A 20,818-nucleotide genomic window follows, 5' to 3' on the forward strand; every position below is an offset into this window, starting at 1 on the left:
CGGCAGGCGAGGCCGCCCGCGACGCCGCCGGGACCGAGGCCGCGGCCGATCTGAACGCCGTCACCGGTCCGATCGCCGGACCCGACACCGAGGTGGAGATCGCGCCGCGCTCGCAAGGCGCGCAGCTCACGACCGAAGAGCAGAAGGTGATGGAGTCGGAGGTCCAGGACCACACCTCGAAGCCGCAGGACCAGTACGAGCCCGCGCTGACCACGCTGGCACAGGAGCAACTGGCGGTTCCCGGCGCCCCCGAGGGCGTCCCGACGCTGTCCCAGGTCGAATTCGACGAGGCCAACACCATCTACTTCGAGCGTTGCGCGGGCTGCCACGGCGTGCTGCGCAACGGCGCGACCGGCAAGGCGCTGACGCCCGACCTGACGCGCGAGCTGGGCTTCGACTACCTGCACAGCTTCATCACCTACGGCTCGCCCGCGGGCATGCCGAACTGGGGCACCTCGGGCGAACTGACCGAGGAGCAGGTGACGCTGATGGCGAACTACCTGCTGAACGACCCGGCCGCGCCTCCGGAATGGGGCATGCCCGAGATGATGAACTCGTGGCAGGTGTTCATCCCGCCTGAGGAGCGCCCGACCGAGAAGATGAACGACTGGGACATCGAGAACCTGTTCTCGGTGACGCTGCGCGACGCCGGCCAGATCGCGCTGATCGACGGCAGCACCTACGAGATCCGCAAGGTCATCGACACCGGCTACGCCGTCCACATCAGCCGCATGTCGGCCTCGGGGCGCTATCTCTTCGTCATCGGCCGCGATGCCAAGGTCGACATGATCGACCTCTGGGCCGAGGACCCCTCGGTGGTCGCCACGCTGAAGATCGGCCTCGAGGCGCGCTCCGTCGAGACCTCGAAGTTCGAGGGCTGGGAGGACCGCTACGCCATCGCCGGGGGTTACTGGCCGCCGCAATACGTCATCATGGACGGCGCCACGCTCGAGCCGCTGAAGATCGTCTCGACCCGCGGCATGATCTATGACGAGCAGACCTACCACCCCGAGCCGCGCGTGGCGGCGATCCTGTCCTCGCATTTCCGGCCCGAGTTCCTCGTCAACATCAAGGAGACCGGCAAGATCCAGCTGGTCGACTACACCGACCTCGAGAACCTCAAGATCACCGAGATCGAGGCCGAGCGGTTCCTGCATGACGGCGGCCTCGACAGCACCAAGCGCTACTTCATCACCGCGGCGAACGCGCGCGGCAAGCTGGTGGTGATCGACACCCAGGAAGGCCGCCTCGAGGCCATCACCGAGACCGGCGGCGAGACCCCGCATCCGGGCCGCGGCGCCAACTTCGAGCATCCGACCTTCGGGCCGGTCTGGGCGACTTCGCACCTCGGCGACGACTCGGTGGCGCTGATCGGCACCGACCCGGAGGGCCATCCCGACCAGGCATGGCAGATCGTGGACAGCTTCCCGGCGCTCGGCGGCGGCTCGCTGTTCGTGAAGACCTTCCCCGGCAAGTCGAACCACCTCTACGTGGACGCCACGCTGAACCCCGAAGCGGAAATCTCGGGCTCGGTCGCGGTGTTCAAGATCGACGAGATGCCCGGCGACGGCTCGGACCCGGAGATCATCACCCTGCCGCTCGCGGAATGGGCCGAGATCACCGAGGGCCAGCCGCGCGTCGTGCAGGGCGAGTTCAACAAGGACGGCACCGAGGTCTGGTTCTCGCTCTGGAACGGCAAGGACGAGGAATCGGCGATCGTCGTGGTTGACGATGCGACGCTTGAGCTGAAGCACGTCATCAAGGACCCGCGCCTGATCACGCCGACCGGCAAGTTCAACGTCTACAACACCCAGAACGACGTTTACTGATCGTTCCGGTTGAAACCCGCCGGGGGGCGCCAGCCCCCCGGCCCACCCCAGACACGGGAGTGACGGATGACGGGCAAGGTCTTCCTCATCGGCGCAGGACCGGGCGACCCCGACCTGCTGACCGTCAAGGCGCTGCGGCTGATCGAGAGCGCCGATGTGGTGGTCTATGACCGTCTGGTCTCGCCCGAGATCATGGCGCTCGTCCCCGCCGGGACGCGCCGGATCTCCGTCGGCAAGGAGGCCGGCAACCATTCCGTGCCGCAGGAGCGGATCAACGCGCTGCTGGTCGAGCTCGCGCGTGAGGGGCTGACCGTTGCGCGCCTCAAGGGCGGCGACCCGCTGATCTTCGGCCGCGGCAGCGAGGAGGCCGAGGAACTGGCCGCCGCGCGCGTGTCCTACGCTTATGTCCCCGGCATCACCTCGGCCCAGGGCGCGGCCGCCTCGACCGGCGTGCCGCTGACGCATCGCGGGCTCGCAACCGGCGTGCGCTACGTCACCGGCCACCGGGCCGAGGATGGCGCGCTCGACCTCGACTGGGCCTCGCTGGCGAACCCCGACACGACGCTCGTGGTCTACATGGGCGCCGGCAACATCGCCGAGATCGCGGCGCGGCTGATCGCCCACGGGTTGCCCTACGACACGCCGGTCCTCGCGGTGGCGAGCGCGACGACCCCGCGCGAGCGGCGCACGGCCTCGACGCTGGCGCAGATCGCGGCCGACATCGCCGCGAGCCCGATGCCCGCCCCGGTGCTGTTCATGATCGGCCGCACCGCCGGCCTCTACGCGACGGCCGGGCTGCCCCTGCCCTCGGCCAAGGGGCCGCATCTGAGGATCGTGGCCGCCAATGGCTGAGCGGCGCCTTCGCGGCGCGGCCCTCGCGGTGGCGGCGACCCTCGCGGCGGGCGCGGCGCCCACCGGCGAGATCTCGGCGGAACGTGCGGCGCAGTTGCAGCACATGGTCGTGCAGGATTGCGGCTCCTGCCACGGGCTGACAATGAAGGGCGGCCTCGGCACCGCGATCACGCCCGAGGCGCTCGCGGGCCGCGACCCGGAGGGGCTGGCCGAGATCGTGCTCGACGGCATCCCCGGCACCGCCATGCCACCCTGGCGGCCGCTGATTACCGAGGCCGAGGCGCTGTGGATCGCCCGCTGGCTGCTGGAGGACAAGACCGAATGACCCGACCCCTCGCCGCCCTCGCCGTCGCCCTGACGCTGCCGCTTGGCGCCGTCGCCCAGACGGTGCCCGGCACCCCGGCGGGCGTCGAGGTCCCGGCGGTGCCGGTCCCTGCCCCGCCGTCCGTCCCGCCCGAACTGCTGCGCGCGACCGGCGACCTAGGCGTGGTGATCGAGCGCGCGACCGGATCGGTCCTCGTCGTGGACCGCTCGGACCGCGCGGCGCTCTGCCGGGTCGAGGGGCTGGGCGACCTCTCGCACGCCAGCCTCACCTTCTCGCCCGACGAGCGTTACGCCTATGTCTTCGGCCGCGACGGCGGCTTGAGCAAGGTGGACATCCTCGCCTGCGCCATCGAGGCGAGGATCATCCAGGCCGGCAACGCCATCGGCGGCGCGATCAGCGACGACGGCCGGCTGGTCGCGGTGTCGAACTACGAGCCGGGCGGTGTGCGGGTATTCGACGCGGAAACGCTCGCGTCGGTGGCGGACATCCCGATGGGCGGCAAGACCGTGGGGCTGGCCGACGCGCCCGGCTCGCGCTTCGTCGTGGCGGGCTGGGATTCGGGCGAGGTCTGGGTGCTGGACCATTCTGACGACCCGGCGAACCCCGAGATCACGCGGATCGAGGACGTGGGCGCGAACCCCTACGACGCGCTGATGGCGGGGTCGCGGACGTATATCGTCGGCCTCTTCGGCGAGAAGGGGCTCAGCGCCATCGACCTCTGGGCCGACGAGCCGCTGGCCGAGCGTTTCCTGCCCGACTACGGCAAAAACGAGCCCGACCTGCCGGTCTACAAGATGCCGCATCTGCAAGGCTTTACGCTGACCGGCGAAAGCTGGGCGCTGCCGGCGGTCGGGCTGCATCAGGTGCTGTGGGTGGATGCCGCGACGCGCGAGGAGGCCGGGCGCACGGAGGTCGCGGGGCAGCCGGTATTCGTCGTGGCGCGGCCTGACGGGCGCGAGCTCTGGGTCAACTTCGCGCCGCCCGACAACGGCAAGGTGCAGGTGATCGACGCGGTGACGCATGAGGTGATCGAGACGCTCGAGCCCGGCGCAGGCGTGCTGCACATGGAGTTCGCGCCGCGTGGCCGCGAGGTCTGGCTCTCGGCGCGCGACGACAACAAGGTCGTGATCTATGACACCCGCACCTACGAGAAGCTGGGCGAGATCGGGGCGCAGGCGCCCTCGGGCATCTTCTTCACCCATCGCGCCCATAGGTCGGGGCTGTGAGGATGGACGCGCTCGACACCCGCCTTCTCGACGAGTTCCAGCGGGACCTGCCGCTGGTCCCGCAGCCCTTCGCGGCGATGGCCCAGGCGCTCGGGAGCACGGAGGCCGAGGTGCTGGCGCGCCTGCGCCGGTTGCGCGAGACGGGCCGCATCGCCCGCGTCGGCGCGACCTGCCGGCCAAACACCGCCGGGGCCTCGACCCTGGCCGCGCTCGCCATTCCCGAAGACCGCATCGAGGAGGTCGCGGCGGTGGTCGGTCGGGAGCCGGGCGTCAACCACTCCTATCTGCGCGAGGACCGCTGGAACCTGTGGTTCGTGGCCACCGCCCCGGACAGCGCCGAACTCGGCCGCAGCCTCGCGCGGATCGGTGAGGGCGCGCGGCTGCCGGTCCTCTCCCTGCCCCTCCTGCGGCCCTTCAACATCGACCTCGGCTTCCGCCTCAGCGGCCCGCGCGAGGCGCTCGGGCTGGACCGGCCCGCCGACATGGACGTGCTGCGCGGCGATGACCGGCCGCTGATGCAGGCGCTCTCCGAGGGGCTGCCGCTGGTTGCGCGGCCCTTCGCCGCGCTCGCCACGCTTCTCGGGCGTGACGAGGCGGAAGTGATCGCGCGGATCGACACCCTCGCCCGTGCCCGCCTCCTCACCCGCGTCGGCGTCATCGTGCGCCACCGCGCGCTCGGCTGGAAGGCGAACGCCATGGTCGTCTGGCAGCTTCCCGAAGCGCGGATCGAACCCGCGGGCCGGGCGCTCGCCAGTGTGCCCGGCGTCACCCTCTGCTATCACCGCCGCACCGTGCCGGGGGTCTGGGACTGGCCGCTCTTCTGCATGATCCACGCCCGCGCGCGGCCCGAGGCCGAGGCCGTCCTCGCCCGCGCCGAGGCCCTGCCGGAGCTTCGGGGCGTGCCGCACAAGACCCTGTTCTCGACCCGCTGCTTCAAGCAGACGGGCGCCTTGATCGAAAGCCGCGCCGCATGAACCGCCGCACTGTCCTGCCCGAGGGCAGCCTCGACGCCACCGACCGCGCCATCCTCAACGCGCTACAGGACGGCTTCCCGCTCTCGCCTCGTCCCTTCGACGAGGCCGCCGAACCCCTCGGCCTCGCCGGGGCCGAGCTGATCGCCCGCCTCGCCCGGCTCCGCGAGGTCGGCGCCACCACCCGCTTCGGCCCGTTCTTCGACGCCGCCGCGATGGGCGGCGCCTTCTGCCTCTGCGCCATGGCGGTGCCGGAGGCGGATTTCGAGGCGGTCGTGACAAAGGTCAATGCGCATGACGAGGTCGCGCACAACTATGCCCGCGACCACGCGCTCAACATGTGGTTCGTGCTGGCGACCGATACCCCCGAGGGGATCGACCGGACCGCGGCCGAGATCGAGCGCGAGACCGGGCTGGAGGTGCTGATGTTTCCCAAGCTGGAAGAGTTCTTCATCGGCTTCCGGGTGCAGGCGTGAACGAGGTCGCCGACCGGGTGCCCGAGACGCTCGACCCGGTGGACCGCCGGATCGTGACGGCGACGCAGGCCGGGCTGCCGCTGGTCCCCGCGCCCTATGCCGAGATCGGGCGCTGGCTGGGACTGACCGAGGCCGAGGTGATCGCGCGCATGGAGGCGATGCAGGCGCGCGGCGTGATCCGCCGCATCGCCGTGGCGCCGAACCACTACGCGCTCGGCATGACCGCGAATGGCATGAGCGTCTGGGACGTGGACGACGCCCGCGCCTCGGCGCTCGGGCAGCGGGTGGGCGCCCTGCCCTACGTCACCCATTGCTATCTGCGACCGCGCGCCCGGCCGATGTGGCCCTACAACCTCTTTGCGATGCTGCACGGCTCGACCCGCGAGGAGGTCGAGGCGAAGCGGCAGGACGTCGCGGCGCTGCTGGGGGATGCCTGCGCGGCCAGTGACATCCTCTATTCCACCCGTATCCTGAAGAAGACCGGCCTGCGGCTGCGCGACGGCGACTGAAAGGCGAGCGATGTTCCGACTGACCCAATACATGCACCAGCTGGTCGAGCCGACCCCGCCGCGGCGACGGTCCCGTCCCGAGGCGGTGCGGCCGGTGGTGATCTGGAACCTGACCCGCACCTGCAACCTCAAGTGCCGCCACTGCTACACGGTGTCGTCCAACAACGTCTTTCCGGGCGAGCTGACGCATGAGCAGGCGATGGGCGTTCTCGACGACCTCTCCGCGTTCCGGATCCCGGCGCTGATCCTCTCGGGGGGCGAGCCGCTGTCGCGCTTCGATTTCTGGCAGCTGGCCGAGCGGGCGCGCGAGCTGGACTTCCGCCACCTGTCGCTCTCGACCAACGGCACCAAGCTGGGGATCGAGGACAATGCCGACCGGGTCGCGGCCCTGGGTTTCGACTATGTCGGCATCTCGCTCGACGGGATCGGGGCCACGAACGACTGGTTCCGCGGCGTGGACGGGGCCTTTGCCGATGCGCTGAAGGGGGTGCGGGCCTGCAAGGCGCGGGGCGTCAAGGTGGGGCTGCGCTTCACCATCACGAAGGATAACGGCGACCAGCTGCCGCAGATGCTCGACCTCTGCGAGAGCGAGGGCGTGGACAAGTTCTACCTCAGCCACCTCGTCTATGCGGGTCGGGGCGACAAGCACCGGGGCGAGGATCAGGAGCACGCGCATACGCGGGGGGCGATGGACCTGCTGATCGAGCGCGGCTGGGAAGCGGTGGCCGGCAAGCGCCCGCCGCTGGAGATCGTGACCGGCAACAACGACGCCGACGCCGTGTGGTTCATGCGCTGGGTCGAGCAGCGGTTCGCGCCTGAGAAGATCGCCCACCTGCGCGGGCATCTGGAGGCCTGGGGCGGCAATTCCTCGGGCCTCGGCGTCGCCAATATCGACCCGCAGGGGAAGGTGCATCCCGACACCTACTGGTCGGACTACACCGTGGGCTCGGTCAAGGAGAAACCGTTCAGCGCGTGGTGGACCGGCGACGACCCGATGCTGGCAACGCTGCGGACCCGGCCGCGGCCGCTCAAGGGCCGCTGCGGCGCCTGCGCCTTCCAGTCGGTCTGCGGCGGCAACACCCGCATCCGGGCGCTGCAGCTGACCGGCGATCCCTGGGCCGAGGACCCCGCCTGCTACCTTTCCAATGCCGAGATCGGGGTCGCGGATGACGCCGGCCGGCTGGCCGTCACACCCTTCCGCGGAAAGTCGCATGATCCGGTTCATCAGTTTTTCTAAGGGTTCGTCGGCTGACGCCGCCGGCCTCCGGCGGGGATATTTGGACAAGGCAAAGCTGGCAGCCGCGGCGCTGTTGCTGGCGGGGGGCGCTTGGGCGGAGCCTGCGGCCGATTACGCCGAGCATTGCGCCTCCTGCCACGGCGAGGAGCGACTGGGCGGCACCGGCCCGGCGCTGATCCCGGAGACGCTCGGCCGGGTGCGCGGGATCGAGGACGTGATCGCGCATGGCCGTCCCGCGACGCAGATGCTTGGGTTTTCGGACGTGCTGGACGAGGCGCAGATCGCAGGGCTGGTGGAGTTCATCAAGACGCCGCTGGAAGCGGTGCCGGAATGGACCGAGGCCGACATCGCCGCCTCGCGCGAGATGGCGCCCGACTACGCCCCCGCCCAGGCGCCGGTCTTCGACGCCGATCCGCTGAACATCACGCTCGTGGTGGAGACCGGCGATCACCACGTCAGCGTGCTCGACGGCGATACGTTCGACGTCCTCGACCGCTTCCCGACGCCCTACGCCGTGCATGGCGGGCCGAAGTTCTCGCCCGATGGCCGCTACGTCTTCATCATGTCGCGCGACGGCTGGGTGCAGAAATACGACATCTGGTCGCTCAAGGAGATCGGCCGCGTCCGCGCGGGGCTCAACAGCCGCAACATCGCCATGAGCGAGGACGGTCAGTGGCTCGCGGTCGCCAACTACCTGCCGCAGACGCTGACGATCCTCTCGACCGAGACGCTCGAGCCGGTGAAGGTGATGCCTGTGGTCGCCCGCGACGGCACCCCCTCGCGGGTGAGCGCGGTCTACCAGGCCCCGCAACGCAAGAGCTTCATCCTCGCGCTGAAGGACGCGCCGGAGATCTGGGAGGTCACGACGGATCCCGAGGGCGGGCCGTTCCATGACGGCTTCGTCCACAGCTACGAGAAGGGCATGGAGGAGAGCGTCGGCGCGCAGAAGGGCCTGTTTGCCCGACGCCGGATCGTGGTGGAGGAGCCGCTCGACGACTTCTTCTTCGACCCCGACTACCGTCATCTGATCGGCACCAACCGCGAGGGCACCAAGGGCGTCGTCGTCAACCTCATCGTCGGCCGCGAGATCGCCGAGCTGCCGCTGCCGGGGATGCCGCATCTGGGCTCCGGCATCTCGTGGGAGCGCAACGGCCACCGCGTCATGGCGACGCCGCATCTGAACGAGGGGGTGCTGTCGGTGATCGACACCGAGGACTGGAGCATCGTGAAGACGATCCAGACCCACGGCCCCGGCTTCTTCCTGCGCAGCCACGAGACCAGCCCGCATGTCTGGGCCGACGTGTTCTTCGGCCCGCACAAGGACGAGGTCCACATCATCGACAAGCAGACGCTGGAGATCGTCGCAACCCTGAACCCCGCCCCCGGCAAGACCGTGGCCCATACCGAGTTCACCCGCGACGGCCGTTACGCGCTCGTGTCGATCTGGGAGGACGACGGCGCGGTTGTGGTCTATGACGCGCAGACGCTGCAGGAAGTGCGGCGGCTGCCGATGCGCAAGCCCTCGGGCAAGTACAACGTCTGGAACAAGATCACCTTCTCGGATGGCACCAGTCACTGAAGCCGCGATCATCGCCCACGGCCAGCCGGGCAACCCGGCGCCGATGCAGGCCCAGATCGACGATCTCGCGGTGCGGGTCGCGGGCGAGCTCGGTGGCGGCTGGGTCGTCCACGGCGCGACGCTGGCCTGCGGCTGCTCGATTCGGCGCGCGGCGCGGGCCTCGGTGGTCTATCCGCTGTTCATGGCCGAGGGATGGTTCACGCAATCCGAGATGCCGAAGCGGCTGCAGATGGCAGGAGCCGACGGCTACGCGATGCTGCGGCCGCTGGGCCTCGACCCGGCGCTGCCCGCGATCGGCTTGCGGCTGGCGCGCGAGGCGGCGGAGGGCGCGGGGCTGGACCCGGCGGTGACGCGGCTGATCGTCGTCGGCCACGGCTCGGCCGGAAAGTCGCGCGGCTCGGCCGAGGCAACGCGGGCCTTCGCCGACGAGATCGCGGGCACGGGCGCCTTCGCCACCGTCGAATGCGCCTTCATCGAGGAACCGCCGTTCCTGCACGACCTCGACGGCAGCACGCCCGCCGTCTGCCTGCCCTTCTTCGCCACCCCCGCGGAACATACGACCGAGGACATCCCCGAAGGCTTGGCTGCGGCCGGCGCGCCCGGCCCGATCGCCCCGCCCGTGGGCGTGGCAGCCGAAATCCCGGCGCTGATCGCCGCCGCGCTGAGGGCCGCAAGATGACCGACCACCGCAACCGCCGCCTCTGGCTGATCCTCTATCCTACCGTGACCTTCGTGGTCTGGATCAACTTCTGGATGCTCGCCCTGATCGGTCCCGCGCTTGGCCTGCCGGTGCTGTCGCCGACGCTGTCGCTGATCCTCTCGCCGCTGCTCGGCCTGCCCGCGACGGCGCTCGCGGTCCGCTGGGTGCGCGGCCTGCTGGACGAAGCCGAGGAGTAAGGCCGCCTTGCGCCCCTCCGCCACGGGGGGCTACATCGGGCCATGCATATCCTCGACCGCATCCGCGCCTACAAGCTCGACGAGATCGCCGCCGCCAGGGCCGCGCGCCCCCTCTCGGTCCTGGAGGCCGAGGCCCGCGCCGCCGGTCCCGTCCGCCCCTTCGCCGCGGCCCTCGATGCCGCCGCCGCGCAGGGCTACGGGCTGATTGCCGAGATCAAGAAGGCCAGCCCCTCGAAGGGCCTGATCCGCCCCGACTTCGACCCGCCAGCCCTCGCCCGCGCCTATGCCCATGGCGGCGCCGCCTGCCTGTCGGTCCTGACCGACGCGCCCTCCTTCCAGGGCCGGCCGGAGTTCCTGACTGCCGCCCGCGCCGCCTGCGATCTGCCGGTGCTGCGGAAGGACTTCCTCTACGACCCCTATCAGGTGGTCGAGGCCCGTGTCTGGGGCGCCGACTGCATCCTCATCATCATGGCGAGCGTGGACGATCCGCTCGCGGCGGAACTGGAGTCCGCCGCGCGCGAGCACGGGATGGACGCGCTGATCGAGGTCCATGACGAGGCGGAGCTGGAGCGCGCGCTGCAGCTCGCCTCGCCGCTGATCGGCGTGAACAACCGCGACCTGCGGACATTCGAGGTGTCGCTCGACACCACCCGCCGCCTCGCGCCGCTGGTTCCCAAGGACCGCGTCGTGGTGGCCGAGAGCGGGCTGTCCGGCCCCGCCGAACTGGCCGAACTCGCCGCGGGCGGCGTGCGCCGCTTCCTGATCGGCGAGAGCCTGATGCGCCAGCCCGACGTCACCGCCGCCACCCGCGCGCTTCTGGACACACCGACATGACGCTGACGCATTTCGACGCCGCCGGGCAGGCGCATATGGTCGATGTGTCGGAGAAGCCCGAGACCGCCCGCGAGGCCACAGCCGAGGGGGCGGTCGTCATGGCGCCCGAGACGCTGGTCCTTGCCCTCGGCGGGGCAGAGAAGGGCGACGTCCTCGGCGTCGCGCGCCTGGCCGGGATCATGGGCGCCAAGCGCACCGCCGAGCTGATCCCCCTCTGCCACCCGCTGCCGATCACCAAGGTGACGCTGGACCTCGCCGCCGACGAGGCGCTCCCCGGCATCCGCATCCGGGCCACGGTCCGCACCTCGGGCCGCACCGGCGTCGAGATGGAGGCGCTGACCGCCGTCAGCGTGGCGGCGCTGACCGTCTACGACATGCTCAAGGCCGCCGAGAAAGGCATGCGGATCGAGGGGATACGCCTGCTTTACAAGGCCGGCGGCAAGTCCGGCATCTGGGAGGCCGCGCCGTGATCCCGGTTGCCGAAGCCCTCGCCCGCACCCTCGCGCTTGCCGGTCCCGTTGCGGTCGAGGAGATTCCGCTGGTCGAGGCCTTCGGCCGCATCCTCGCCGCCCCCGCCACGGCCCGCCTGACGCAACCGCCCTTCGATACCGCCTCGATGGACGGCTACGCGCTGCGCCGCTCCGACGCCGATCGCGCCTTGCGCGTGGTGGGTGAGGCGGCGGCGGGACGACCATGGACCGGTCGCTTGGAGCCCGGCGCGGCGCTCAGGATCTTCACCGGCGCCCCGGTCCCCGACGGCGCCGACTGGGTGGTGATGCAGGAGAACACGGTTCGCGCAGGCGACCGGGTCACGATCAACGAGCCCGGAACGCACTCGAACATCCGCCTGCAAGGCAATGATTTCAGGGAAGGGTCGATTCTCGAACCGGGCCGTCGCCTGAATGCCGCCGATATCGGCCTGCTGGCTGCGATGAACTGCCCCCGGGTCGGCGTCGCGAAGCGCCCGCTGGTCGCCATCCTCCCCGGCGGTGACGAGTTGGTGCCCCCGGGCCAGACGCCTGCCCCCGGTCAGATCGTCAGCTCCAACGACCTCGCCATTGCGGCGCTTGTTGCCGAGACCGGCGCCCTACCCCGCATCCTGCCCATCGCCCGCGACACCGAGGCGAGCCTGCGCGAGAGCCTGGAGGCCGCTTCGGATGCCGACCTGATCGTGACCATCGGCGGCGCCTCGGTCGGCGATCACGACCTCATCGGCCGCGTGACCGAGGGCATGGGCATGGACCGCGCCTTCTACAAGGTCGCCATGCGCCCCGGAAAGCCGCTGGTCGCCGGGCGCCTGGGCCGCACGGCGATGCTGGGCCTGCCGGGGAATCCGGTGTCGGCCCTGGTCTGCGGCATGATCTTCCTGCAGCCGCTGCTGCGGCGGATGATGGGGCTTGCCTCCGATCCGCCGGTGCTCAAGGCCCGCCTCGGCCGCGATCTGCCGCCGGAGGGGCCGCGCCAGCACTACCTGCGCGCGGCGCTCGCGCCCGGCGCCGACCTGCCGGTGATAACGCCGCACGAGGATCAGGACAGCGCCCGCCTCCGGCTGCTGGCCGATTCCGGCGCGCTGCTGATCCGTCCGCCGGGCGATCCGGGGCGGATGACGGGCGAAATCATGGACTATCTCGCACTGCGCCGCGCCGGTTAACCCGCGATTTACCGCTTGCGCGCTATTCCGTTGACCGGGAGACGTGATTCGTCTAGAACGAACGCGGAACACTTTGCGGCGGGCAGCGCGGGGGCCACGAGATGTTGACGAAGAAGCAGGTGCAATTGCTGGAGTTCATCCAGAAGCGGATGGACCGTGACGGGGTGCCGCCCTCCTTCGACGAGATGAAGGACGCGCTCGACCTGCGCTCGAAGTCCGGCATCCACCGCCTCGTCACCGCGCTCGAGGAACGCGGCTTCATCCGCCGCCTGCCCCATCGGGCCCGCGCGCTCGAGATCGTCCGACTGCCGGACGCCATGGCCCGCGCACGCGCCCCCGGTTTCACGCCCGCGGTGATCGAGGGCGACCGGATCGATCCGCCGCGCGGCGCGATGGTGGTGGAGGCCGCGGCCATAGAATTGCCGGTCATGGGCCGCATCGCCGCGGGCGTGCCGATCGAGGCGATCTCCGAGGTCTCGCACCATATCGCCGTGCCGGGCAGCATGCTCGCGGGACGGGCGCATCACTATGCGCTCGAGGTGAAGGGCGATTCGATGATCGAGGCGGGCATCAACGACGGCGATGTGGTCGTGATCCGCGAGCAGACGACCGCCGACAACGGCGACATCGTCGTGGCCCTGGTCGAGGGATACGAGGCGACGCTGAAACGCTTCCGCCGCCGCGGCGCGATGATCGCGCTCGAGGCCGCCAACCCGGCCTTCGAGACCCGGATCCTGCCGGAGGAAAAGGTGAAGGTTCAGGGGCGCTTGGTGGGGCTGATCCGCAGTTACTGAGATCGGTGCTTGGCAGCACCTGTTCCGGGGCGCACCGGCTCTCGCCTTCTGAGCGACGGGGCGGTGATCGGAGGCGATAATGGCGAGGCATGTTGTCGCAGCCGAACATCGCAGGCTGTCGCCATCGGCGCGAGCCGCTGGTCCGGCGCGAGCCTTACAGCGGTGGCAATGCCATGAAGTCCGGCCCGGCTCGCTCAAGCAGTTCCGCCGCAAGATCGTCGCCCATCGCCATCGCGTCCGACTGGCTCCCCCGCCGCTCGCCGGTGATCGCGTCCGAGCCGTCGGGCCGCAGGATCTCACCGCGCAGCCACAAGCCGCCATCGGCCTCGATCTCGCAGAGGCCCGCAATCGGGGTCTCGCAGGAGCCGTCGAGGCGGGCCAGATACGCCCGCTCGGCCGCAACCCGCACCGCGGACGGCGCGTGGTTGATGGGCGTCAGAAGCATCGCGGTGAGGTCGTCATTCGCCCGGCGCTCGACCCCGATCGCGCCCTGCGCCACCGCGGGCAGCATCTCCGCCACCTCGACGGGGCCGCGGGCGACGTCGCGTTGGTCGAGGCGGCTCAGGCCGGCCATCGCGAGGAAGGTGGCGTCGGCCACGCCGTCCTCGAGTTTCTTCAGCCTCGTCTGCACGTTGCCCCGGAACTCGACCAGCTTCAGGTCGTGGCGGCGCAGCGCGACCTGCGCCCGCCGGCGCAGGCTGGAGCTGCCGACCACCATGCCCGCGGGCATGGAGGCGAGGCTCTCGAAGCGGTGGCTCACGAAGGCGTCGCGGGGGTCCTCGCGGGGCAGGATGCAGTCGATGACCAGGCCTTCGGGCTGCAGGACGGGCATATCCTTCATCGAATGCACGGCGATGTCGATCTCGCCATCGCCGAGGGCCTGCTCGATCTCGCGGGTGAAGAGGCCCTTGCCGCCAATCTCCCGCAGCGACCGGTCGAGGATGCGGTCGCCGGTGGTGCGGATGATGACGATCTCGAAGGCTTCGGTCGGCAGGTCATGGGCTTCGGCCAGCCGGTCGCGGGTCTCGTTGGCCTGGGCGAGCGCGAGGGCCGAGCCGCGGGTGCCGATGCGGAGGGGCTTCAGGGGCGTGGGCATGTCCATGCGCATCGGCTAGCGCGACCCGCGCGGCTTGACAACCATCCCCCTGCGGGGTGGAACCGGCCAAAGCCCGGAGGCCCCATGACCAAGACCATCCTGCGCGCCCTCGCGGGCGAGCGGCTGCCCGTCCCGCCGATCTGGATGATGCGCCAGGCCGGGCGCTACCTGCCCGAATACCGCGCCACGCGGGCGCAGGCGGGGGATTTCCTCAAGCTCTGCTACAACCCCGACCTCGCGGCCGAGGTGACGCTGCAGCCGATCCGCCGCTTCGGCTTCGACGCGGCGATCCTGTTTGCCGACATCCTGCTGGTGCCGCAGGCGCTCGGGGCCGACCTGTGGTTCGTGACCGGCGAGGGGCCGCGGCTCTCGACCGTGACCACCGGCGAGGGCGTGGCCGGGCTGCGGCCCGCGGGCGCGGTCCACGAGACGCTGTCGCCGGTCTACGAGACGGTTCGCATCCTCTCCCGCGAACTCCCGGCCGAGACGACGCTGATCGGCTTCGCCGGTGCGCCGTGGACCGTCGCGACCTACATGGTCGCCGGTCGCGGCACCAGGGACCAGGGCCCGGCGCATGATTTCATCGCCCGCGACCGGGCGGGTTTTCAGGCGCTGATCGACCTCATCACCGGGGCGACGGTGGAATATCTCTCGGCGCAGGTCGAGGCCGGGGCTGAGGTGATAAAGCTCTTCGACAGTTGGGCCGGCAGCCTGCGCGGTCGCGACTTCGACGACTTCGCCGTGGCGCCGACCCGCGCGATCATCGCGGCGCTCAAGGCGCGGCACCCGCACACACCCGTCATCGCCTTCCCGCGCGAGGCGGGGCCGCGCTACGAGGGCTTCCACAAAGCCGTTGGCGCCGATTGCGTGGCGCTCGACAACAGCGTGGACCCGGACTGGGCCGCGGCCCACGTCCAGCGCGACGGCTGCGTGCAGGGGAACCTCGCGCCGGGGCACATGGTCACCGGCGGGCAGGCGCTGATCGACGAGACCCGGCGGATCGTTCGCGCCTTCTCGGGCGGGCCGCACATCTTCAATCTCGGCCACGGCATCACCCCCGACGCCGATCCCGAGAACGTGCGCCTGATGATCGAGACGGTGCGCGAGGGCGCCTGAGCTTCCCATCCGCGGGGCGGCGGCTTATCCGGGCGGCCGACCGGCGGCGCGAGGAATCATGATCTATCAAGGCGGCGAGGACTGGCGGGCGGCCGAGGCCAAGCGCGTGATGCTGTTTGGCATGTCGGGCCTCGGCAAGACCTGGCTCTCGGCGCTGCTGCGCGGCTCGGGCGACTGGTTCCACTACTCGGTCGATTACCGCATCGGCACGCGCTACCTCGGCGAGGCGATCGCGGACGAGTTCAAGCGCGAGGCGATGCGGGTGCCCATGCTGCGCGAGCTGCTGATGAGCGATTCGGTCCGCATCACCTCCAACATCACCTTCGAGAACCTCGCCCCCCTCTCCTGCTGGGTCGGCAAGCCCGGCGATCCGGCCAGGGGCGGCCTGCCGATCGAGGAATACCGCCGCCGGCAGGCGCTGCACCGCGAGGCGGAGGTGGCGGCGCTGCTCGACACCGGGGCCTTCATCGACAAGGCGCGCGAGATCTACGGCTACCCGCATTTCGTCTGCGACACCTCGGGCTCGATCTGCGAGGTGGTGGACCCGGCGAACCCGGACGATCCGGTGCTGGACCGGCTCGGCGGCCTGATGCTGCCGGTCTGGATCAGGGGCAGCGAGGCGCATACGGAGGAGCTGATCCGCCGCTTCGACCGGGCACCGAAGCCGATGTATTACCGGCCCGAGTTCCTCGACGAGGCCTGGGCGGACTACACCGCCGCCCATCCCGGTCCGGTGGACCCCGACGCCTTCATCCGCTGGACCTATGCCCGCGCGCTGAAGGAGCGCCAGCCCCGCTATGCAGCCATGGCAAACCGGGGTGTCACCATCAGCGCCGAGGAGGTCGCTGCGCTGAAGACCCCGGACGACTATATCGACCTGATCGCCCGCGCGATCGACCGGAAGGAAGCCTGAGAGATGCCGATCACCCTGCCCGAGGACCTGCCCGCCTACGACATCCTGAAGTCGGAAGGCGTGATGGTCATGTCGCCGGGCCGGGCCGCCATGCAGGACATCCGGCCGCTCAGGATCGGGCTGCTGAACCTGATGCCGAAGAAGATCCAGACCGAGAACCAGTTTGCCCGGCTGATCGGCGCGACGCCCTTGCAGATCGACCTGTCGCTGATCCGCATGTCCGACCACGAGAGCAAGAACACCGCCGCCGACCACATGGCCTCGTTCTACCGGCCCTTCTCGGAGGTCGAGGCCTCGGGCGAGCGCTTCGACGGGCTGATCGTGACCGGCGCGCCCATCGAGCACCTGCCCTTCGAGGAGGTGACGTATTGGGACGAGCTGACCCGGGTCTTCGACTGGACCCAGAGCCATGTCCATTCGACCTTCGGCGTCTGCTGGGGCGGCATGGCGATGGCGTGGCATTTCCACGGGCTGCCCAAGCACCTGCTGGGGGGCAAGGCCTTCGGCTGCTTCCGGCACCAGAACCTCGCGCCCGCCTCGCCCTTCCTGCGCGGCTTTTCGGACGACGTGCTGATCCCCGTCAGCCGCTGGACCGAGGTGCGGCAGGAGGACATCGACGCCCGGCCCGGCCTGACGACGCTGCTCGCCTCGGACGAGGTGGGGCCGTGCCTGGTCGAAGACCCGGGCCACCGCGCGCTCTACATCTACAACCACCTCGAATACGACAGCGACACGCTGAAGCAGGAATATGACCGCGACGCGGCCCTGGGCGCCGCCATCGGGGTGCCGGTGAACTACTACCCCGACGACGACCCGTCCTGCCTGCCGACAAACCGCTGGCGCAGCCACGCGCATCTGCTCTACGGCAACTGGATCAACGAGATCTACCAGACGACGCCGTTCGATCTGGCCGACCTGCGCCTGCCCTGACCCCGCGCAGCCGCATTGCATTCGCGCGGCGCGGAGGGCTACGCCTGTGCAGGACGGGGGCACAGGGGGACGGCGTCGTGAGCAAGAAGTCCGGGCTGAAGATTCCCTTCGTCGGCGACATCACCCGCTACCTCAAGGAGGACGCCCCGAAGGAGGTCCGCCGCGCCATCGAGAAGGCCGACGAGGACGACATCCTCGACCCGAGCTATCCCTATCGCGACGAGATGAAGAAGGACGACTACAACGACGGCATCGACGCGCTGCAGGTCGAGCTGGTCAAGATGCTGCGCGACGTGATCAGCACCGGCAAGCGGCTGGCTGTGATCTTCGAGGGGCGTGACGCCGCCGGCAAGGGCGGCGCCATCGAGACCCTGCGCGAACACCTCAATCCGCGCAGCGCCTATATCGTGGCCCTGCCGACCCCGACCGAGCGCGAATCCGGTCAGTGGTATTTCCAGCGATACGTGGCCCAGCTTCCCGCCGCAGCCGAGTTCGCCCTCTTCGACCGCAGCTGGTACAACCGCGGCGTGGTCGAGACGGTGTTCGGCTTCACCACCGACGAGGACCGGCAGCGGTTCTTCCGCCAGCTTCCCGAGTTCGAGCGGATGCTGGTGGATGACGGCATCATCCTCGTGAAACTGTGGCTCAGCGTCGGCCGGGCCGAGCAGCTCAAGCGGTTCCTCAAGCGCGAGCGCGATCCCCTGAAGCAGTGGAAGCTGAGCCGGATCGACGTCGAGGGGCTGGCGAAATGGGAGGACTACACCCGCGCCATTTCGGAGACGCTGACGCTCAGCCATACGATCGACGCCCCCTGGACGGTGATCCGCAGCGACGACAAGCGCCGGGCCCGGATCGCCGCGGTGCAGACGGTGCTGGGCCGCGTGGACTATGCGGGCAAGGATGAGGGCGTCATCGGCGAGGTGGACGCCGGCATCTGCGGCGGCCTCGACCTGCTGGCGCCCTGAGGAAAGGAGAGACGGATGGAACTTGCTGAGCATCGGGTGGTGGTGACGGGCGCGGCCTCGGGCCTTGGCGCCGCGACGGCGGCGCATCTGGCGGCCGAGGGCAGCCGGGTGTTCCTGCTCGACCGCGAGGCCTCGGTGGCCGAGACGGCGGAGGGGATCGGCGGCGGCCATGCGCTCTGTGATGTCACCGACGAGGGCTCGGCCCAGGCCGCAATCGCGGCGGCGGTGGAGCACATGGGCGGCATCACCGCGGCCGTGAACTGCGCCGGGATCGCGCCCGCGGCGCGCGTGGTCGGCCGCGAGGGTCCGCATCCGCTCGACCTCTTCCGCCGGGTGATCGAGGTGAACCTGATCGGCAGCTTCAACATCGCCCGCCTCGCCGCCGCCGAGATGGCGAAGAACGCGGGCGAGGAGAAGGGCGTGATCGTCAACACCGCCTCGGTCGCCGCCTTCGAGGGGCAGAAGGGCCAGGCCGCCTATGCCGCCTCCAAGGCCGGGATCGCCGGGCTGACGCTGCCGATGGCACGCGACCTCGCAGGCTTGGGCATCCGCGTCTGCGCCATCGCGCCGGGCATCTTCGGCACGCCGATGCTGCGGGGGCTGCCGCAGGAGGTGCAGGACAGCCTCGCCGCCGAGGTGACCTTCCCGCGAAGGCTGGGAGAGCCGGAGGAGTTCGCGCGCACGGTCGCGTTCATCCTGCGCACGGGCTATCTCAACGGCGAGGTGATCCGGCTCGACGGCGCGCTCAGGATGCGCTGAGGCCCGATCCTTCGCCAGAAGGATCGTTTCTTCTGCGAGGAAACGGCTTTCAATCGAGCAGGCCCTCGCGCAGCGCCGCCTCCAACTCGTCCACCACTTCGGCCAGCCGCGCGTCGATGACCGGCAGCGCGTCGGACCAGTCGCCGATATGGCCGAGCTCGTCCGCCCCGTCCGAGATGCCGCGCAGCCCGATCATCGGCACGCCGAAATGCTGGCAGGCGCGGAGGTGGGCGTAGGTCTCCATGTCCACCATGTCCTCGGCGATGGCCGCGTAGGCGCCGCCGCTGACGACGTTCGCGCCGGTCGAGAGGCTGGCAGCGGGCAGGCCCGGCAGGCGCAGCGGCAGTTCGACCAGCACCGGCAGGTCGAGGAACGGCACCTGCCCGCGCGGGAATCCGAGGGGCGAGCCGTCGATGTCGCGCCAGGCGACGTGGCTGACCTGATAGACCTCGCCCTGCTTCAGCCGCCGCGAACCGGCCGAGCCGAGCGAGACCACGAGGTCGGGGCGCTCGGCGGCCAGCATCGCGGTCAGCCGGACGGCGGCCTCGACCGGGCCGATGCCGGTTATCAGCGGCGCGATCCGCGCGCGCAGGGCGGGCCCGTATTCCAGCTCCGCCGCCATGACGAACAGCACCCGCCTGCCGCCCATGCCTGCGATTTCCGTCATCCGTTCACCCGTCCTTAACCCCTGACCCCCACAATCGCGTCAACACCCGCGCGCCGCTTGCACGGGGCCAAGGGCGCCTCTAGCTTTCTGCCGCGAACTCCACCCGAAAGGCCACCTGCATGACCTTCCTCCGCCCCGCCCTGCTCGCCAGCACCGCCGTCCTGGCGCTCGGCGTGCCGGCGCTCGCCGCCGATCCCGAACTCACGGTCTTCGACTGGGCTGGCTTCGAAGAGCCGGCCATCTTCCAGGGCTACATCGACCAGCACGGCGACAGCCCGACCTTCTCCTTCTACGGCGACGACGACGAGGCGTTCCAGAAGCTCGCCTCGGGCTTCCGCGCGGACGTGGCGCATCCCTGCAGCCAGATGGTTTCGAAATACCGCGACGCCGACCTGATCGAGCCCTGGGACGTGAGCCGCATCCCGGCCTTCGGGACCATCGACCCCGAGATCATGGCCTCGCCGGTGTTCCAGGACGAGGGCGGCGTCTGGTACATCCCGGCCGACTGGGGCGCGACCGCGATCGCCTACAACACCGAGACGGTGCCGGAGGAGGACGTCTCGACGCTGCAGGTGTTCGTGAACCCGGACTACGCGGGCCGCACCTCGCTGCCCGACAGCGCGGATGACGTCTGGGCGCTGGCCTATCTGGCGACCGGCGTTACCGACTGGACCGACGTGACCGACGAGCAGTTCCAGGCCGCCGCCGATTGGCTGCGCGAGGCGCATCAGAACGTCTCGGCCTACTGGTCCGATCCCAATCAGATGGCGCAGATGATGGCCTCGGGCGCGGTGGACGTGGCCTGGTCGTGGAACGACGGGCCGACCTATCTCAAGGAAGACGGTTTCCCGGTGGGCTTCCAGCGCGAGGCGAAGGAGGGTTCCTCGACCTTCATCTGCGGCTTCGTGAACCTCAAGAACGGGCCCGGCAGCGAGGACAAGGCCTATGACTTCATCAATGCCTGGCTGGCCCCTTCGGCCGGGCCGGCGCTGCTCGACGTGATCGGCTACGGGCACAGCTCCTCGGCAGCGATGGCCGAGATCAGCGAGGAGGACAAGGTCGCGGCCGGGATCAGCGCGATCGACGCCCCGGTGCTGGAGCAGACCCCGAACGACCCCGCGCAGCGCGAGCGGCAGCTGGCCGAGTTCGAGAAGATCAAGGCCGGGTTCTGAGGGGATGCCGGGGTCCGGCG

The 20,818-nt window shown here is 70.1% G+C and carries 23 protein-coding genes; 21 read left to right on the forward strand and 2 right to left on the reverse strand.

From position 1 onward, the window contains the following. Nucleotides 1-149 precede the first annotated feature (149 nt). From GI374_RS08510 to lexA, 15 genes are all read left to right on the forward strand, one after another. On the forward strand, nt 150-1,829 hold the full coding sequence (locus tag GI374_RS08510) for a cytochrome D1 domain-containing protein (RefSeq protein WP_154336819.1): 1,680 nt from the start codon (nt 150-152) through the stop codon (nt 1,827-1,829). Between the two features lie 66 nt (nt 1,830-1,895). Beyond that, the gene (gene cobA / locus GI374_RS08515; RefSeq protein ID WP_154336605.1) at nt 1,896-2,681 is read left to right on the forward strand and encodes a uroporphyrinogen-III C-methyltransferase; all 786 of its coding nucleotides are present in this window, start codon (nt 1,896-1,898) and stop codon (nt 2,679-2,681) included. Further along, nucleotides 2,674-3,006 carry a cytochrome c gene (locus GI374_RS08520; RefSeq protein WP_154336606.1) on the forward strand — a complete coding sequence of 111 codons (333 nt, stop codon included), beginning with the start codon at nt 2,674-2,676 and terminating at the stop codon, nt 3,004-3,006. Before cobA ends, GI374_RS08520 begins: the two co-directional genes overlap by 8 nt. Beyond that, the gene (locus GI374_RS08525) at nt 3,003-4,232 is read left to right on the forward strand and encodes a cytochrome D1 domain-containing protein (protein WP_154336608.1); all 1,230 of its coding nucleotides are present in this window, start codon (nt 3,003-3,005) and stop codon (nt 4,230-4,232) included. Before GI374_RS08520 ends, GI374_RS08525 begins: the two co-directional genes overlap by 4 nt. A gap of 2 nt (nt 4,233-4,234) precedes the next feature. After that, nucleotides 4,235-5,206 (forward strand): AsnC family transcriptional regulator, encoded by a 972-nt coding sequence (locus tag GI374_RS08530; RefSeq protein WP_154336610.1) that lies wholly within the window; start codon nt 4,235-4,237, stop codon nt 5,204-5,206. Further along, nucleotides 5,203-5,679 (forward strand): Lrp/AsnC family transcriptional regulator, encoded by a 477-nt coding sequence (locus tag GI374_RS08535; RefSeq protein WP_154336611.1) that lies wholly within the window; start codon nt 5,203-5,205, stop codon nt 5,677-5,679. The genes GI374_RS08530 and GI374_RS08535 overlap by 4 nt, the downstream gene beginning before the upstream one ends. Beyond that, nucleotides 5,676-6,188, forward strand: a complete 513-nt coding sequence (locus GI374_RS08540; protein ID WP_370515236.1) for an AsnC family transcriptional regulator — start codon at nt 5,676-5,678, stop codon at nt 6,186-6,188. Before GI374_RS08535 ends, GI374_RS08540 begins: the two co-directional genes overlap by 4 nt. Before the next feature lie 10 nt (nt 6,189-6,198). Further along, the gene (nirJ, locus tag GI374_RS08545; protein WP_154336613.1) at nt 6,199-7,425 is read left to right on the forward strand and encodes a heme d1 biosynthesis radical SAM protein NirJ; all 1,227 of its coding nucleotides are present in this window, start codon (nt 6,199-6,201) and stop codon (nt 7,423-7,425) included. Between the two features lie 40 nt (nt 7,426-7,465). Continuing rightward, nucleotides 7,466-9,004: a nitrite reductase gene (locus GI374_RS08550; RefSeq protein WP_229582975.1), complete on the forward strand. Its 1,539-nt coding sequence runs from the start codon at nt 7,466-7,468 to the stop codon at nt 9,002-9,004. Next, nucleotides 8,988-9,683: a CbiX/SirB N-terminal domain-containing protein gene (locus GI374_RS08555; RefSeq protein WP_195759884.1), complete on the forward strand. Its 696-nt coding sequence runs from the start codon at nt 8,988-8,990 to the stop codon at nt 9,681-9,683. Before GI374_RS08550 ends, GI374_RS08555 begins: the two co-directional genes overlap by 17 nt. Beyond that, nucleotides 9,680-9,901 (forward strand): hypothetical protein, encoded by a 222-nt coding sequence (locus GI374_RS08560; RefSeq protein WP_154336617.1) that lies wholly within the window; start codon nt 9,680-9,682, stop codon nt 9,899-9,901. The genes GI374_RS08555 and GI374_RS08560 overlap by 4 nt, the downstream gene beginning before the upstream one ends. A 42-nt stretch (nt 9,902-9,943) precedes the next feature. Then, nucleotides 9,944-10,735 carry an indole-3-glycerol phosphate synthase TrpC gene (gene trpC, locus GI374_RS08565; RefSeq protein ID WP_154336618.1) on the forward strand — a complete coding sequence of 264 codons (792 nt, stop codon included), beginning with the start codon at nt 9,944-9,946 and terminating at the stop codon, nt 10,733-10,735. Next, nucleotides 10,732-11,205 carry a cyclic pyranopterin monophosphate synthase MoaC gene (gene moaC / locus GI374_RS08570; RefSeq protein ID WP_154336620.1) on the forward strand — a complete coding sequence of 158 codons (474 nt, stop codon included), beginning with the start codon at nt 10,732-10,734 and terminating at the stop codon, nt 11,203-11,205. The genes trpC and moaC overlap by 4 nt, the downstream gene beginning before the upstream one ends. Next, on the forward strand, nt 11,202-12,386 hold the full coding sequence (gene glp / locus GI374_RS08575; protein WP_370515237.1) for a gephyrin-like molybdotransferase Glp: 1,185 nt from the start codon (nt 11,202-11,204) through the stop codon (nt 12,384-12,386). Before moaC ends, glp begins: the two co-directional genes overlap by 4 nt. A 101-nt stretch (nt 12,387-12,487) precedes the next feature. Next, nucleotides 12,488-13,180, forward strand: coding sequence for a transcriptional repressor LexA (lexA, locus tag GI374_RS08580; RefSeq protein WP_154336622.1), 693 nt, complete (start codon nt 12,488-12,490; stop codon nt 13,178-13,180). A 154-nt stretch (nt 13,181-13,334) separates the two neighbouring features. Here lexA and hemC read toward each other — a convergent pair whose 3' ends face one another. Continuing rightward, entirely contained in the window at nt 13,335-14,276 is a 942-nt protein-coding gene (hemC, locus tag GI374_RS08585) for a hydroxymethylbilane synthase (protein ID WP_195759891.1), read from the reverse strand. 84 nt (nt 14,277-14,360) lie between these two features. Here hemC and hemE point away from each other — a divergent pair, with 84 nt between their 5' ends. The 5 genes from hemE (at nt 14,361) to GI374_RS08610 (ending at nt 18,959) form a co-directional block, all read left to right on the forward strand. Next, on the forward strand, nt 14,361-15,392 hold the full coding sequence (hemE, locus tag GI374_RS08590) for a uroporphyrinogen decarboxylase (RefSeq protein WP_154336625.1): 1,032 nt from the start codon (nt 14,361-14,363) through the stop codon (nt 15,390-15,392). 58 nt (nt 15,393-15,450) lie between these two features. After that, nucleotides 15,451-16,305 (forward strand): ATPase, encoded by an 855-nt coding sequence (locus GI374_RS08595; protein WP_154336627.1) that lies wholly within the window; start codon nt 15,451-15,453, stop codon nt 16,303-16,305. A 3-nt stretch (nt 16,306-16,308) separates the two neighbouring features. Further along, a complete protein-coding gene (gene metA / locus GI374_RS08600) occupies nt 16,309-17,235 on the forward strand; it encodes a homoserine O-succinyltransferase (RefSeq protein ID WP_154336628.1) in 927 nt (308 codons plus the stop codon). Nucleotides 17,236-17,330: 95 nt separating this feature from the next. After that, on the forward strand, nt 17,331-18,200 hold the full coding sequence (ppk2, locus tag GI374_RS08605; RefSeq protein ID WP_154336821.1) for a polyphosphate kinase 2: 870 nt from the start codon (nt 17,331-17,333) through the stop codon (nt 18,198-18,200). A 15-nt stretch (nt 18,201-18,215) separates the two neighbouring features. Then, nucleotides 18,216-18,959, forward strand: coding sequence for an SDR family NAD(P)-dependent oxidoreductase (locus GI374_RS08610; protein ID WP_154336630.1), 744 nt, complete (start codon nt 18,216-18,218; stop codon nt 18,957-18,959). A 49-nt stretch (nt 18,960-19,008) separates the two neighbouring features. On the opposite strand, the gene GI374_RS08615 is transcribed toward GI374_RS08610, so the two are convergent. Then, nucleotides 19,009-19,626 (reverse strand): 5'-methylthioadenosine/S-adenosylhomocysteine nucleosidase, encoded by a 618-nt coding sequence (locus GI374_RS08615; RefSeq protein ID WP_154336632.1) that lies wholly within the window; start codon nt 19,624-19,626, stop codon nt 19,009-19,011. Nucleotides 19,627-19,745: 119 nt separating this feature from the next. On the opposite strand from GI374_RS08615, the gene GI374_RS08620 reads away from it, so the two are divergent. Next, entirely contained in the window at nt 19,746-20,798 is a 1,053-nt protein-coding gene (locus tag GI374_RS08620; RefSeq protein WP_154336633.1) for a PotD/PotF family extracellular solute-binding protein, read from the forward strand. The last annotated feature ends 20 nt before the right edge of the window (nt 20,799-20,818 follow it).

The sequence above is a fragment of the Paracoccus sp. S-4012 genome, from assembly GCF_009674885.1.
Taxonomy (GTDB): Bacteria; Pseudomonadota; Alphaproteobacteria; order Rhodobacterales; family Rhodobacteraceae; genus Paracoccus.